10 protein-coding genes and 1 tRNA gene are annotated in these 14,189 nt (G+C 54.1%); 3 read left to right on the top strand and 8 right to left on the bottom strand.

What is annotated here, in order from left to right; all coding sequences use genetic code 11:
• Nucleotides 1–3: 3 nt before the first annotated feature.
• From ACZ48S_RS08955 to ACZ48S_RS08945, 3 genes are all read left to right on the top strand, one after another.
• Nucleotides 4–750: a response regulator transcription factor gene (locus ACZ48S_RS08955; protein WP_464212775.1), complete on the top strand. Its 747-nt coding sequence runs from the start codon at nt 4–6 to the stop codon at nt 748–750.
• A 334-nt stretch (nt 751–1,084) separates the two neighbouring features.
• The gene (locus ACZ48S_RS08950) at nt 1,085–2,485 is read left to right on the top strand and encodes a reductive dehalogenase (protein WP_464212773.1); all 1,401 of its coding nucleotides are present in this window, start codon (nt 1,085–1,087) and stop codon (nt 2,483–2,485) included.
• 300 nt (nt 2,486–2,785) lie between these two features.
• On the top strand, nt 2,786–4,183 hold the full coding sequence (locus ACZ48S_RS08945; protein WP_464212771.1) for a reductive dehalogenase: 1,398 nt from the start codon (nt 2,786–2,788) through the stop codon (nt 4,181–4,183).
• Between the two features lie 125 nt (nt 4,184–4,308).
• Here ACZ48S_RS08945 and ACZ48S_RS08940 read toward each other — a convergent pair whose 3' ends face one another.
• The 8 genes from ACZ48S_RS08940 to ACZ48S_RS08905 all read right to left on the bottom strand — a co-directional run bounded on the left by ACZ48S_RS08940 (nt 4,309) and on the right by ACZ48S_RS08905 (nt 14,070).
• Nucleotides 4,309–4,941 (bottom strand): carbonic anhydrase, encoded by a 633-nt coding sequence (locus tag ACZ48S_RS08940; RefSeq protein WP_464212769.1) that lies wholly within the window; start codon nt 4,939–4,941, stop codon nt 4,309–4,311.
• A 13-nt stretch (nt 4,942–4,954) separates the two neighbouring features.
• On the bottom strand, nt 4,955–5,632 hold the full coding sequence (locus tag ACZ48S_RS08935; RefSeq protein WP_464212767.1) for a TIGR01906 family membrane protein: 678 nt from the start codon (nt 5,630–5,632) through the stop codon (nt 4,955–4,957).
• Nucleotides 5,622–5,876, bottom strand: a complete 255-nt coding sequence (locus ACZ48S_RS08930; protein WP_464212765.1) for a putative signal transducing protein — start codon at nt 5,874–5,876, stop codon at nt 5,622–5,624. The genes ACZ48S_RS08935 and ACZ48S_RS08930 overlap by 11 nt, the downstream gene beginning before the upstream one ends.
• Nucleotides 5,866–9,525 (bottom strand): DNA polymerase III subunit alpha, encoded by a 3,660-nt coding sequence (locus ACZ48S_RS08925; RefSeq protein WP_464212763.1) that lies wholly within the window; start codon nt 9,523–9,525, stop codon nt 5,866–5,868. The genes ACZ48S_RS08930 and ACZ48S_RS08925 overlap by 11 nt, the downstream gene beginning before the upstream one ends.
• A gap of 93 nt (nt 9,526–9,618) precedes the next feature.
• Nucleotides 9,619–11,502, bottom strand: coding sequence for a selenocysteine-specific translation elongation factor (gene selB / locus ACZ48S_RS08920; RefSeq protein ID WP_464212761.1), 1,884 nt, complete (start codon nt 11,500–11,502; stop codon nt 9,619–9,621).
• Nucleotides 11,503–11,504: 2 nt separating this feature from the next.
• Nucleotides 11,505–12,884 (bottom strand): L-seryl-tRNA(Sec) selenium transferase, encoded by a 1,380-nt coding sequence (selA, locus tag ACZ48S_RS08915; protein WP_464212759.1) that lies wholly within the window; start codon nt 12,882–12,884, stop codon nt 11,505–11,507.
• Nucleotides 12,885–12,893: 9 nt separating this feature from the next.
• Nucleotides 12,894–13,940, bottom strand: coding sequence for a selenide, water dikinase SelD (gene selD, locus ACZ48S_RS08910; protein WP_464212757.1), 1,047 nt, complete (start codon nt 13,938–13,940; stop codon nt 12,894–12,896).
• Nucleotides 13,941–13,975: 35 nt separating this feature from the next.
• Nucleotides 13,976–14,070, bottom strand: a tRNA-Sec gene (locus ACZ48S_RS08905).
• Nucleotides 14,071–14,189: the final 119 nt, after the last annotated feature.

Genomic DNA, 14,189 nt, shown 5'->3' with positions numbered 1-14,189 from the left:
ATTATGGGCATACAGGAAGAAGTACTTAGCGGAGCCGGTGCGCAGTCAGAGAAAGCTGCTGCTGATAAAACAAACATTACCGTTTATCTGATTGATGATCATCCAATCGTTCGAACCGGCCTCAAAACTTTGCTGAGAGAAGAACCGGGCATGACCTGTGTCGGTGAAGGAGAAGGAAAAAAAGAGTCCTTAAAACAGGTTGAGGCTTTGAATCCTGATGTAGTGGTGTTGGACAGTGAACTGACTGAGATAGACACCATGGAAGTAGCCAAGGCCATCAATTCAAATTCTCCCGGAACGGCTGTGGTAATCCTAACCAGCCGGGGAGATGAATATAGCCTGGCCCAGGCGCTGCAGTATGAAATCGCCGGTTTTATTACCAGGGAAAGTTCTAAAGCCTTGATTTCTATTGCCATAAGGGCCGCCGCTGCCGGCGGTGGCTTATGGGACCGGAACCTTCTATTCCGGGCTATCAGACTGCTGCGTCTGCCGGCTAGGATTGAAAATCTAGATAGTGATGGAACTGATGAAGTGACCAGTTCTGATATCGTGTCTCAGCAGTTGAGCCCCCGTGAGATGAGCACCTTGCGCCTGATTTCGGATGGTCTGACTAATAAAGAGATTGCCATCAAGCTCAACTGCTCGGAATCAGCGGTGAAAGGCTATGTTACCCGTATCATGCATAAGCTGAATGTGACCAACCGTACTCAGATAGCGCTGAAAGCATCCCAGTTGAATATAGTAGAATAACTGCGTTTTTAATAGACACGGGGAAAGGAGCCTGCCAGGCTCCTTTTTCTTTTTTCAAGCACGCTGTCATTTTAAGGCGCTAACAATATACTAAAGTAGCTATCATAATATACCGAAGTATATATACTAAAGTATACTTTAATTATATACGTTATGCTTAGATACACTAGTTCTTTAGTACGATGCGCAATAAGAAATAAGTATGAAATAATAAGTTGTAAAAACTAACTCAAATATAAAATTCGGTAGATTAATATGAAAAGTGGCTTTCGGGAGAGACCGGATGGCGACGGGGAAGACCGTAGCAAAAGAAATAATAATTAGGAGAAAGTCGATGTCCAAGTTTCACAACACGGTATCACGTCGGGATTTCATGAAAGGAATAGGACTGGCCGGCGCCGGCCTGGGTGCTGCCGCGGTGGTATCTCCCGCTTTTCATGATCTGGATGAAGTTACCAGTTCATCCCCGGCCTTCAAGCATCCCTGGTACGTCAAGGAGCGGGAATATGATGACCCTACCGTAGAAATTGACTGGAACATATTTGACCGGGTTGACCGGACCAGGAAGATATTGGGGCAGAGATTTCCATTGACAGCGACTAACGGTACTCATGCTACGGTTCATCCCGAAATAGCCAAGTATCGCGCTATGAAGCAGGAACAAAACCGTGATATCGAATACATGAAGGAAAAATTCCCCTCCTATCAGGGTCCCAGTTTGCGTGATTATTCCCTGGCTGACGCTCAAAGAGCTTCCCGTCGGCTGGGCCGACCGGGTTTCGACGGCAACTATGATGGTTTGACCATCGCTACTCCGGATAGCCGTGGCATGACCAAGTGGCAGGGAACACCGGAAGAAAACCTGCAGACCATTACCAACGCCTTCAAGTTTTTCGGCGCAACCCGTATTCGGGTAATGGAAATAAATGACAAGACTCGCAAGCTGTTCCATAAAAATTCCACCGGAGGCAAGCCGTATAACTTTGGGGATGTGGATAATCCGGAAGAAAAAGAGTCTGAATACATCATTCCCAATAAAGCCAAATATGTCATCATGTATTCTTGTCTTGAGGCTACGGATCATGTTCGCCAGGCTCCGGCGCCTACTTATTCCGGCTATTGTCATGGTGAAAAAGTGACGGCAAACGTCCACTACTTTATGGGTTCCATGGGTTATATGCATATTGAAGCCGGTGGCTTTACCAATTCAGACAGCATCGCGGCGATGTGCGGTATTGCCGAACACTCTCGCTCGGCGATGGTGGCTACATCATACAGCCATGGCAATCTGTTCCGCTGGATGGGGCGCATTGTAACCGATATGCCCCTGACGCCAACCAGACCCTACGATGCCGGAATCGCCCGTTTCTGTGTTGACTGCATGACCTGTGCTCACTCATGCCCTTATGAGAGTATGCCTCTCGGAGAAAAGATGTGGGAGCATGAGAATCCTGAGGAAGAGAAGATACAAAACTATATTCCAGGATATAAAGGCTGGCGCCTGTATAACTTCCGCTGCCCGCGCTGCAAGAACTGTCACGGCACCTGTGTGTTCAACGGCGGCAGTGAAGCCTTCATTCATGATGTCGTTAGAGTCACCCAGTCTATCACCCCGATTTTTAATGGCTTTTTTGCTGATATGGAACAGGCTTTTGGCTATGGTACACGCAATCCGGATGAATGGTGGAAGAGGGAAGTTCATACTTTCCAGTTTGAACCTCAGTATATGTACTAGTATCTTATTACCGTTGTATCAAATGGGCCCCTCCGATTCGGAGGGGCCCATTATTAATCCCCTTTCATATGGCATATATAGTTGCTCTAATTAATATTGAAGATAAACTATACTAAAGTTGCTAAATAAATATACTAACAGCCATAGCCAAAATGCTTAGAGCCTCTAGTCCTTTAGTACGATGTAGAGATAGTTATTCCAGTTATATAATAGTTAAGAAATGATATCTGCAAGTATCCAACGGAAATAGTAACGGGAATAACTGACAGAAAACAGTTGAAAATTTAAAAGGAGGTAATTATGTCTAAGTTCCATTCAACACTCAGTCGCCGTGACTTTATGAAGGCACTGGGTGTATCCAGCGTCGGCATGGGCGCCGCCGCTGCCCTGGCTCCGGGTTTCCAGGACCTGGATGAACTGGCTGCTACAGCCGGAAATCAAAAGCATCCTTGGTGGGTCAAAGAACGAGAGCATCACGATCCTACCAACGAGATTGACTGGAACACTTTCAAGCCCTATGACCGGAATGCGCACCCCATGCCGTCACGCTCTGCGGAAGCCAGGGATGTGGTTTCCGCCAGGGATGACGCTATTCAAAGAGAGGCCTTCGCCAACAAAACTCCCGGCGATTCCCTCCGTGATTATGCATTTGGCCGTGGTTCCAGCTTCATCGGCCCCAACGCCCCCTGGGACGGTCCCTCGGCTTCATTGCCGGATCTGGCCGAAGGTCAGCGCTGGGAAGATTCCCCGGAAAACAATCTTCAGATGATGCGGGCTGCTTTGCACACTTACGGTGCTCCGCTGGTTGGTGCTTTGGAAGTCAATGAAAAAACCAAAAAGATCTTTGACGCTTCCGGTTTTGTTTTTGACTCGACCGATGTGGGTTATCGTGACGAAGGCGGTACCTACCATATCCCCCAGAAAGCCAAGTATATGCTCACCTTCGCCACCCAGCAGCATTATATCCAGAGCCTGTACCAGCTGCGTAAAGATGACAGCTATCCCGGTGGCTATGGCACCAAGAAACAGTTGGGTAACCAGGCTATCGGCCATGCCTATTCTCACGCAGCCCAGGTCGGCTATATGGCCATGCGCATGGTTAAAACACTGGGTTATGGCACCTACAAGAGAGGTGTCCGCGCCAATGTACCCCTGGGTGTATTCTCCGGGCTCGGTGAGCAGGGCCGGGTTACCCACCTGATGACTCCTCGTTATGGTTTGATGGTGCGTTACACTAACTACTTCTTCACTGATTTACCGCTGGCCCCTACGCCGCCCATTGACTTCGGCGGTACCGTCTTCTGCAAGACCTGCAAACGCTGTGCCGAGCGCTGTCCGTCAGAGTCAATGTCTTTGGCTGACGATTCCAGCTGGGATCCTGAAGGCGAGTTCAATCGTCCTGGTTTCAAGGGCTGGTTCCTGAACTGGCAGAGCTGCATTGATTTCGGCTCGCCGCAGGCCTGCGGCAACTGCCAGGCAACCTGTCCCTTCAATCACCCGTCCGATGGTATTATCCATCCCGTGGTCCGCGCCACGGCGGCAGCCACGCCGTTGTTCAACAGTTTCTTCGCCACCATGGACCGCTCCTTCGCCTATGCGGAAGCCAAGTCCGACGAGGAACTGGAAGAATGGTGGAGCCGCGACCTTGACAACTGGATGGGCGATACTATCCTGGGTTCCGGCAAGAACGTCTGGTAATCCAGTTTTTTAAGGTTATTGTCAGAAGGGGGTGCCTCAGCGAGGCACCCCCTTCTCTTATTTGCATAACTCAGGGTTTATCGTTAGGCTGATTGATTATCCCGAGTGTATTTCAATGTCGCCATCTACTCAACCGGCTTAAATAAACCTTCCTCAGCGTCATATTCCAGCAGCTCGCCGCTGGCGAGGTCAAAATACCAGCCGTGCAGTGACAACTTCCCCTGGCTAACTCTTTCCTGGACGAAAGGAAAAGTCCGCAGGTTTTCCAGGGAAAGCAGTATGGCCGCCTGTTCGGCCGCCCGCTGCTGTAATGCCGGGTCTTTGCCGGACAGTTCCGTGGTGATCCTCTTTTTGGCCGGGCCGGCGATAGACATCCACCGTGAAATAAAACTCTCTCCGTCCGCACCGGTTTTTTCGGACATCAAAGCATTGATGCCGCCGCATTGTGAATGTCCCAGTACTATGATATGTTCCACCTTCAGACTGCAGACGGCGAATTCCAGCGCGGCGCTGACGCCGTGAAAACCGTTGTCTTTCTGATAAGGCGGCACCAGGTTGGCCACGTTGCGCACCGTGAAAATATCGCCCGCCCGGCTGTTGGTCAGGATAGCCGGGTCCACGCGGGAATCGGAACAGCCGATAATCATTGTCCGCGGGTTCTGGCCTTTTTTCAGCGCCTCAAAATGAGAAGGTTCGGAACCGAAATGCGCTTTCTGAAACTCCCTGAATCCGGAAATGAAACGTTCAATATCTTTCAAAGTGCCGTTCCTCTCAAGATAAATTCCTGATATTGCGCCAGCCGCAGTAGAAAACAGCCGCCGCTGTGATGCCGATGCCGATACCGGTAAATAAAGCGGCGTCCCGCCAGAAACCGGACGGAAACAGCATTATGAGGTAATCAGTGGTTGGGTCCAGCAGCCAGAAGTCATTGGCGAAACTGATAATGTGAAACTGGGTAAAGAAAGCGTTGAAGTCGATGGCCGCCGCCGCTGCCAGCCCCAGCACCGCTGCCAGTGTCAAAGCCCCGCCCCAGAAAACGGCGGGCGCTGTCAGCCGGGGACTGTGGCGGTGGCGCGGCAGGAGATACACCAGTGCTGTGTAAATAATGCTGCCGGCCAGGACAGCGTAATTCAGCTGTATCAGTTCTTTTACGTCATAAAGATGGATGATTTCCCGTTCATTGAACAGCTCAAAAGCCTGGGCACCTTGTCCCGTGGTAATATCGATGAATTCCAGGTCTGAGTTAAAGTAATCAATGAGGCCTCCGGCAATCCGTTCCAGTTCTGATGACGAAAGTCCGGTGACCGAACTGACCTCATATTGGTTGAACCCGTATTCGTACAATGGCTGACAATTTACCGCCAATGCGATAACCGTGCTGGTGATTAAGAGTGGTATGATGATGACCAGCCCCCAGGCTAGAGCCCGGTGCCATTTTTCAGACATCATCGTCCAATCCGCCCGGCGGCGGTTCATCCACTATTTCCACTTCCGTCAATATGTTCTTGGCCTCTTCCAGCCGTTCTGCCGGTACCATCACCCTGACCGGCAGGATGGCCGATGCTACCAGGAATGTCGCCGCCTCCGACGGCTGGATAAAAGCGGGAATACCGGAATCAATCAGAATATCCCGCCACAGTGTGGCGGTGAATTCATTCGGTGCCGTAGCCGCGTTTTCCCAGTTAGTGGCCATTGTTCTCAAACTCGGCGCTGCCGGCGTTGCCGAGCAGTGCCGTTAATTCATTCAGCAGTTCATCGTTACAGTTAACCCGGACCTGCGGCATTTTCAAATAGTACTTCCGCTCCGGACAGGCGATCTGCAGTTTGACGTTGCCCGGGCCGGGATAAATGCCCAGGATATCTAATATACCGTTGAATAGTTTCAGGTCTGATTCCGGATTGTCGGTTTGGTTAATAGTGATATTAAGGTTGCGTGACATTGAAGATTTTGTTCCCTCATCAGTTGTGGTTTTAGATGCAGCGGGCGCTGTTTTTGCCGGTTGGTCTTTAGATGCGGCGGCTGCCGCTTTGGCGGCGGGTTTGGCCGTCTGCGGTTTTTTCGGCGAGTGACCGCCCCGGTTGCCTGAGCCATTGCCTCGGGAAGACTTTACCCTGACTATCTCTCCGGGCTGGATGTCATCTTCAGCCGCGCCGGGCTGATATATTCTTACCGCGTCGGCGTGAATGGAGCCGCGGTCGCCGCGGAAAACGGCCTTTCCTTCCACCAGGAGCACCTTGCCTTCCTGCCAGAACTCCCTGGTCTGGGAGAAGAGCCGGGGCCAGGCTACTACTTCAATGCGGCCGTTAAGGTCTTCCAGCTCTACCGAGGCGAAGCTGTTGCCGTCGCGGGTCTGGGACTGGCGCGCCGAGACCACCATGCCGGCCAGCGTCACTGTCTGTCCTTCCATTTCTTCAGTTATGTCGCTGCACAGCGCGGTAGTGTCGTTCTTGGTGTGGTCGGCAAAACGGCTGTAAGGATGGGCTGAAACGTAGATGCCTAACAAATCTTTTTCCCACAGCAGCAGTTCATTCAGCGATACGCTGCTGTCCTCCAGTTCCAGGGGGATGGGCGCCGCCTCGGCAACCCCTCCGAACAGGTCGAACATGGTGCCCTGGCCGGACTCCTTAATCTTTCTCTCCCGTTCGGCAAAGTCCAGGATGCGGCCGGCGTTGTGCACCAGGGTGGCGCGGTCTCCGAATGAATCCAGCGCCCCGGACTTGACCAGGCTTTCCAGGACCCGGCGGTTCATGCAGGCGGATTCCGCCCGGCGGCAGAAATCCTCCAGGCTGCTGAACGGCCCGTTTTGATTCCGTTCTTCGATAAGGGCGGTAACCGCTGTCTCGCCGACATTTTTTACCGCGGCCAGCCCGAAGCGGATAGCCGGACCATGGTCGCTTTCTTCTATAATGAAATTGACGTCGCTCCGATTAACATCCGGCGGCAGCAGTTGTATGCCCAGCCGGCGGCATTCGGCCGCCGCTGCTGCCACCTTGTCGGCAACGTCGCGTTGGGTGGCCAGGAATGCCGTCATGTATTCCACCGGGTAGTTGGCTTTCAGGTACGCTGTCTGGTAAGCGATGAGGGCGTAGCTTACCGCGTGCGCCTTATTAAAAGCGTAACCGGCAAATGGTTCGATAAGACCGAATATCTCGGCGGCCAGTTCCTCGGTGTAACCGTTTTTGACAGCGCCGCTGATAAAATTCTGCTTTTGTTTCTGCATTACCTCGGGGTTCTTTTTACCCATGGCCTTGCGCAGGAGGTCGGCCTGTCCCAGGGAGAAGCCGGAGAAAGTTTGGGCGATGAACAGCACCTGTTCCTGGTACACGATAACGCCGTAGGTTTCCTGCAGTATTTCCTCCAGGGCCGGATGCGGATAGGTAATGGGTTCTTCTCCGTGTTTACTGCGGATAAAGCGGGGAATCTGCTCCATTGGACCGGGGCGGTAAAGAGCAACCATGGCGGCAATATCGGTAAAGTGTGTCGGCTTCAGTTCCTTGATATAACGCCGCATGCCGACGCCTTCCAGCTGGAATACTCCCATGGTTTCTCCGGACGCCAGCAGGTTGAAGGTCTTGGGATCATCCAGGGGTAAGGAATGGACATCCAGTGCCTGTCCGCTCCTCTCACCGATTATCTCCTGCGCCCGGGACAGGATGGAAAGATTGGCCAGCCCCAGGAAATCCATCTTCAGCAGCCCGATCAGCCCGATGTCTTCCATCGGGAACTGGGTCATTACCAGGTCTGCCTTGCCGCCGCCGGAAGCCTCCCGGTTGAGCCTCTGCAGCGGCGCGTGCAGCGCCAGCGGTTCTTTGGAGATGACCACTCCGGCGGCGTGGGTGCTGGCGTGTCTGGCCAGGCCTGAAACCTGGCGGGCCGCGTCGACTATCTGCTGAGTTGTTCCGTCGTTGGCTACCGCCTCCCGCAGTTCATTGTTTTCTTCTAGGGCTTTGTCCAGCGTCATATTGGGACCGAAGGGAATGAGCCGGGCCACCCGGTCAACATCGGACAGGTTAATCCCCAGCGCCCGGCCGGTATCCCGGATTGCGGCGCGGGCGCCCAGCGTACCGAAGGTAATTATCTGGGCTACATGGTCCAGCCCGTACTTGGCGGAAACGTATTCAATCACCTCGTCACGGCGATCGTCCTGGAAATCCATGTCGATGTCCGGCATTTCCTTGCGCTCTATGTTAAGGAAGCGTTCAAATACCAGCTTGTATTCCAGCGGGTCAACCTCGGTTATGCCTAAACACCGCAGCACTATGGAAGCCGCCGCCGAACCTCGGACACCGTAGTAGATCCCTTGTTCTTTGACGAAACGGATAATATCCCAGACCACCAGGAAGTAATCGGCGAACTGGGTTTTCTCGATCACTTCCAGCTCGGACTCCATGCGTTCCGTTGCCGCTTCTATTTTATCGCTGCTGTATAACTGCGGCAGCGCTTCATGACACAACCGCGCCAGGTATTCATCTGAGCTGAGGCCGGATGGGCGCTCTATCTGCGGCAGGTGCAGCCGCCCGAATTCCAGTTTAAGGTCACACTCGTCAGCGATTTTACCGGTGTTTTCCAGGGCTTCCGGTATGTCGCGGTAGAGTTCAGCCATCTCGGTTTCACTTTTCAGATAGAAGGAGTCGGCCTGCATCTTCATCCGCGAGGTATCCTGGACCATGGAACCGGTGCCGATGCACAGCAGCAGGTCATGGGTCTTGGCGTCTTCCCGTCTTATATAGTGCACGTCACCGGTGGCCACCAACGGAATATCCAGTTCCCTTGATATTTTGATGAGTGCGTTGTTAATCTTATCCAGTTCCGGCATGGGGTGACGCTGGATTTCAAAATAGAATTGCCCTCCGAAATTATCGCGGTACCAGGCCGCCGCCTGTTTGGCTTCATCCAGGCGGTTTTCCAATATCAATCGCGGCACTTCACCGGAAGGACAGGCGGACAGGGCAATCAGCCCTTCTCTGTATTTGGCCAGTATCTCCTTGTCCGTCCTCGGTTTGTAATAGAAACCCTCGGTATTGGCCAGGGAAACCAGCTGCAGCAGATTGGTGTAGCCGGTACGGTTTTTGGCCAGCAGCACCAGGTGCCGGTGGTTCTTATCGGCCGCGGTTTTATCATGCCGTGACCCGGGTGCTACATACACCTCGCAGCCGATGATGGGTTTTATTCCCTGTGACTGGCATTCCCGGTAAAATTTCAGGGCGCCATACATTACGCCGTGGTCGGTTATGGCCAGGGAGGTCATGCCCTGTTCTTTGGCACGGCTTACCAGGGCCGGAATACGGCACATGCCGTCCAGCAGACTGTATTCGGTATGAACGTGAAGATGAGTGAACATGCGGTTAAAATCCGTTAACCATTATATCATCCAAGACCGGCATAAGTCCTGCGCCGTCGCCGGGCAGATACGTTATCGGCGGGGAAAAATGACTTAATCCAGCTTGCGGGCCGGTACGCGGACATTGTCCTGCCGGCGGGTTATCCCTTCCTGGTCCAGTCGGGTCAGGAAGGGAATGCTGTATTTTCGGGAAAATCCGGTCAAGGCGTTCATGTCCTGGATGGCCAGCTGTCCTTTTTCTTTGAGGGTATCGATAACCTTCTGCCTGGTGGTTTTATACTGCTCCGCCGTCAGCAGGATGCCGTCCGGCAGTTCAATCACCTTGCCCTGTTCCAGCATATAGCGGAGCACGCCGGCTGCCCCGTCGGTTGTCTTGAGCAGCTCGGTGCGCGTCGGCGGCGCCGCCGGGTTTTTTTCAATAATTTCGGTAATTCGTTTTTCCATTTCTGATTGGCCGCCGGACAGCTGCGGTTTGTGTGAAGCCAGGGCCAGTTCATCCTCAGTCCTGTTGATTTTGCCCTCTTCTATCAAACCGGCCACCAGTGCGGCGAAAAGCTCAGCCGGTATTTTTAATCCGGCGGCCGCTTCTGCCTGGCTGAGTCCTTTTTTGAGAGGCCGCTCCTTATGCTCCGCCGCCAGGCGGTCAAGAAGGGCTTGGCCGCGGTTTTGCCAGAAGCTTGTATTGACCAGCCAGTCGCCGCTGGTTATAACTTCGCCGGTTTTGGTCAGCGTTTCCAAGGCCGCGTTTATCTGCTCGCTACTGTAAGGACTGGCTTCCAGGAAGCCGCGTCGCGGCAGGTAAAGACTTTTTTCCAGTTCGGTTAATACCAGGGCGGATGGCGCCAGCGATGCCCGGGCTTTAAGACGCCCGGTCCGCTCTTCAGTGGTTTTCAGCTGGTAGCGTTCCGCTGCCGGGTCCAGTATTGTGCCTCCGCCGATGGTTTCTACCGGGGAGCTTCTGCGGACGATGAACCTCTCCCCGATGAAGCCGGCGGCCTCACGCGGCAGGCGAAGCTGTACCAGTACCGGTCCTTCAGCGGCTGAGACTTCCCGGCCGGATAAAGCTATAACTCGCGCCGGCATCTCCGCCGTTTCAAAAAACAGCGTCAGTTCAGCGCCGGTTCTAATCGGCTGTTTCAGTGATGGCAATAGCCGCAGTTCCGCGTCCAAATATCGGGACAGCGGTGTTTCCGCGCCGCGGCGGACGATGACATCACCCCGCTCCATATCCTCTTTCTTGATGCCGGACAGATTCAGTGCTACCCGCGAACCCGGCCGCACCCGCTCCAGGTGCTCCTTGTAACTTTCAATACCGCGTACCTGGGCTTTGAGTGCTTTGGGCAGGATTGTAAGCTCGTCGCCGACCGCCAGTTCCCCGTGGTGCAGGGTGCCGGTAACCACCGTGCCGGCGCCTTTAATGGTGAAAACGCGGTCAACCGGCAACCGCGGCTTGCCGATGTCGGTTTGAGATATGTCGCTTCCCAGTTTCTCGATGGCTGTCTTAAGCCGGTCGATACCCTGGCCTTTTTTAGCGCTGACGGCAACCATCGGGGCTTCCGCCAGGGAGCTGCCGGCCAGGTGCTCTCTGATATCTGCTTCGACCAGCTGCCGCCATTCATCATCGACCATATCTATTTTGTTAAGCACCACCAACCCGTGGGAAATGTCCAGCAGGTCTATTATCTGCAGGTGCTCTTCGGTCTGCGGCATCCAGCCGTCATCAGCGGCAATAATGAGCATCACTCCATCTATACCGGTCAGGCCGGGGATAACATTGCGTACGAAATGCTGATGTCCCGGTACGTCCACCAGTCCGACCTTTTCGCCGTTCGGCAGGGAAAACCAGGCAAAGCCCAGGTCAATGGTCATGCCGCGGGACTTTTCTTCCGGCAGCCGGTCCGGGTCTATGGTGGTCAGGGCTTTAATCACGCTCGATTTGCCGTGGTCGATATGTCCGGCGGTACCCAGGGTAATCATGTTTACCCTTTGCCCGCCTTTATGACAGCCTTGGTCAGCGCGGAGTCCTCTTTGGGGAAAACGGTTCTTATATCCATGACGAACAGGCCTTCATGTACCCGGCCCAATACCGGCGGCGTGCCCAGCCTCAGTCGGCGGCTGAACTCGTCAATGTGGCTTTTTATCTCAACGGCCACCAGTTTGGTGGGCAGGGTTTCATCCGGCAGGGTTCCACCTCCGGCCATGCTTTCTCCGTCCATAGTTTTCGCCGTCAGCCCTGCCTCGTTCAGCGCGGCCGCGATAATCTCCGCCCGTTCTTCGAGGCTTTCAAGTGTTGCTGTCATCATGGCATATACCGGTATTTTATCGGTCTCTCCTTTGAGATAGTGCAGCGCGGTTACCGTCAGGGCAACGGCGGTATATTTGTCCGCTCTCAAAGCCCGCAGCAGCGGGTGCTTCCGCAACAGGTCAACCATTGTCTTTTTACCGAGGATTATACCGCTCTGCGGCCCGCCCAGCAGCTTATCGCCGGAAATACAGATTATATCGGCACCGGCTTCCAGCGCTTCCGATACCGTTGGTTCATGGCTCATGCCGTAATGCTCTGTCGCTGTCAGCGCCCCGCTTCCCAGGTCATAAATGAGCGGCAGATTGAAGCTATCAGCCAGTTCTTTGAGCTCCCGGAGATCAGGGTCGTGAGTGAAACCGCGCAAGGCGAAATTTGACCGGTGTACCACCAGCAGCGCCGCGGTATTGTCGTTCACCGCTTGCTCAAAATCCCGAAGGAATGTTTGATTGGTAGTGCCCACTTCGCGCATGACAGTTCCGGATTGGGCCATTATCTCTGGTACCCTGAAACCGCCGCCTATCTGCACCAGTTCACTGCGGGAGACGATAACCTCCCGGTTTTTGGCTAATGCGGTCAGCACAAGCAGTACCGCGGCGGCATTGTTGTTGACCACCAGCGCGCTTTCGGCGCCGGTAACCATCTCCAGCAGCTTTTCCATTTCCCGGGCCCGCAGCCCGCGCTCTCCGGTGTTGAGGTCCAGCTCCAGGGCGTAATAACCGCCGAGTATGCTGCTCAGTGCCGCTACCGTTTCTTCCGAAAGCGGCGCCCGACCGAGATTGGTGTGCAGCATGATGCCGGTGGCGTTGATTACCGGCTGCAGCAGCCCCGGCCATTTTTCGGCCAGTTCGCTTTTAACTTTTTTTACTAACTCGGCAACAGCCGGTGTTTCAGAGCCGGTTAAAACCGCGCGGCGTGTTTCTTCAATAACCTTCCGTACCGCCAGGGTAACTACCGGATGGGAATAACGTTCAATATCACCGGCCAGCTCCGCCGAAGCCAGCACCTTTTCAACAGCCGGCAGTTTGCGCAGTTCATCTTGTATATATTCAGCCATGACTAGCCTCTATTCGTTAATTATTATTCGCCCGCTGGATTCATCTGTAACTTCACCAATGATAGCCGCGGCTGGAGAACCGCGCTGTCGGATACGGTTCAGCAATTCATCGGCTGTCTCTTGCGCTACCGCAATCAGTAAACCGCCGGAGGTCTGGGGGTCAAACAGCACGTCCAGCATCCATTCTTCGGTTTCCGGCAGATTAAGCTCCAGTATATTCAGCCGGTATTCCCGGTTGGTGTAAGCCCCGCCAGGCACCAGTCCGGCTTCCGCCCACTGCTGTGTTCCCGGCAGCAGCGGCACCCGGTTAAAATATATCCGGAAACTAACGCCGCCCAGTTCCGCCATTTCGGCGGCATGGCCTACCAGCCCGAAACCGGTGATGTCGGTGGCGGCGCTGGCGCCAAACTTTGTCATAAGTTCCGCCGGGACTTTATTGAGAATGGTCATTTTATTGATAACCATCTCCACCGCTGCCGTGTCCAGTAGTTCAGCTTTCAGCGCCGTATTGAGAATGCCGGTGCCCAGCGGCTTGGTCAGTATAAGCTTGTCGCCGGGTCTGGCGCCGCCCTTGGTCAGCAGCCGGTCCGGGTGAACCACTCCGGTAACCGACAGGCCGAATTTGATTTCGCTGTCTTTCACGCTATGGCCGCCGACGAGGGCGCATCCGGCCTCCTCCAGTTTGGATAGGGCTCCGGCCATTATCAGCCGCAGCACCTCGGTATCGGTGGTTTCCAGCGGAAAACCCACAAAACTCAAGGCCGTTACCGGACGTCCGCCCATGGCGTACACGTCAGACAGGGAGTTGGCAGCCGCAATCTGGCCGAAGGCAAAGGGGTCATCCACTACCGGCGTTATGACGTCAATGGTCTGTACCAGGGCGATTTCCGGCGTCAATTGGTAGACCCCGGCGTCATCGGCCTTTTCCAGGCCGACCAAAACTTCCGGATATGACTTGACGGGCAGGCCGCAAAGAATCTTGGCTAGGTCACCCGGACCTATCTTGGCGGCTCAGCCGGAGTACGCGGAGTATTCGGTCAGGCGTTTTTCATCCATGCGGCTCACCCCCTTTCATACCCGGTCGGGGCAGATGGCGGAGGGGAAGGGAATCGAACCCCCCGCGGCGGTTTGCGCCGCCGCCTACGGTTTTGAAGACCGCGAGGCCCACCAGAGCCTATCCGCCTCCATTACTACTAGAGGGGTATTATAGCATAAGATATTGGGATGGATGCCAAAGTGAGATAGCTAATGACATAATATAGTCATAGGTTTGATTATTTCCATTAAGTATTGCCATAAGGTCTT

Source organism: Dehalogenimonas sp. NIT-SK1, from assembly GCF_055384165.1.
The sequence above is the reverse complement of the archived record's forward strand: the minus strand, read 5'-3'. Positions and strand labels throughout refer to the sequence as shown.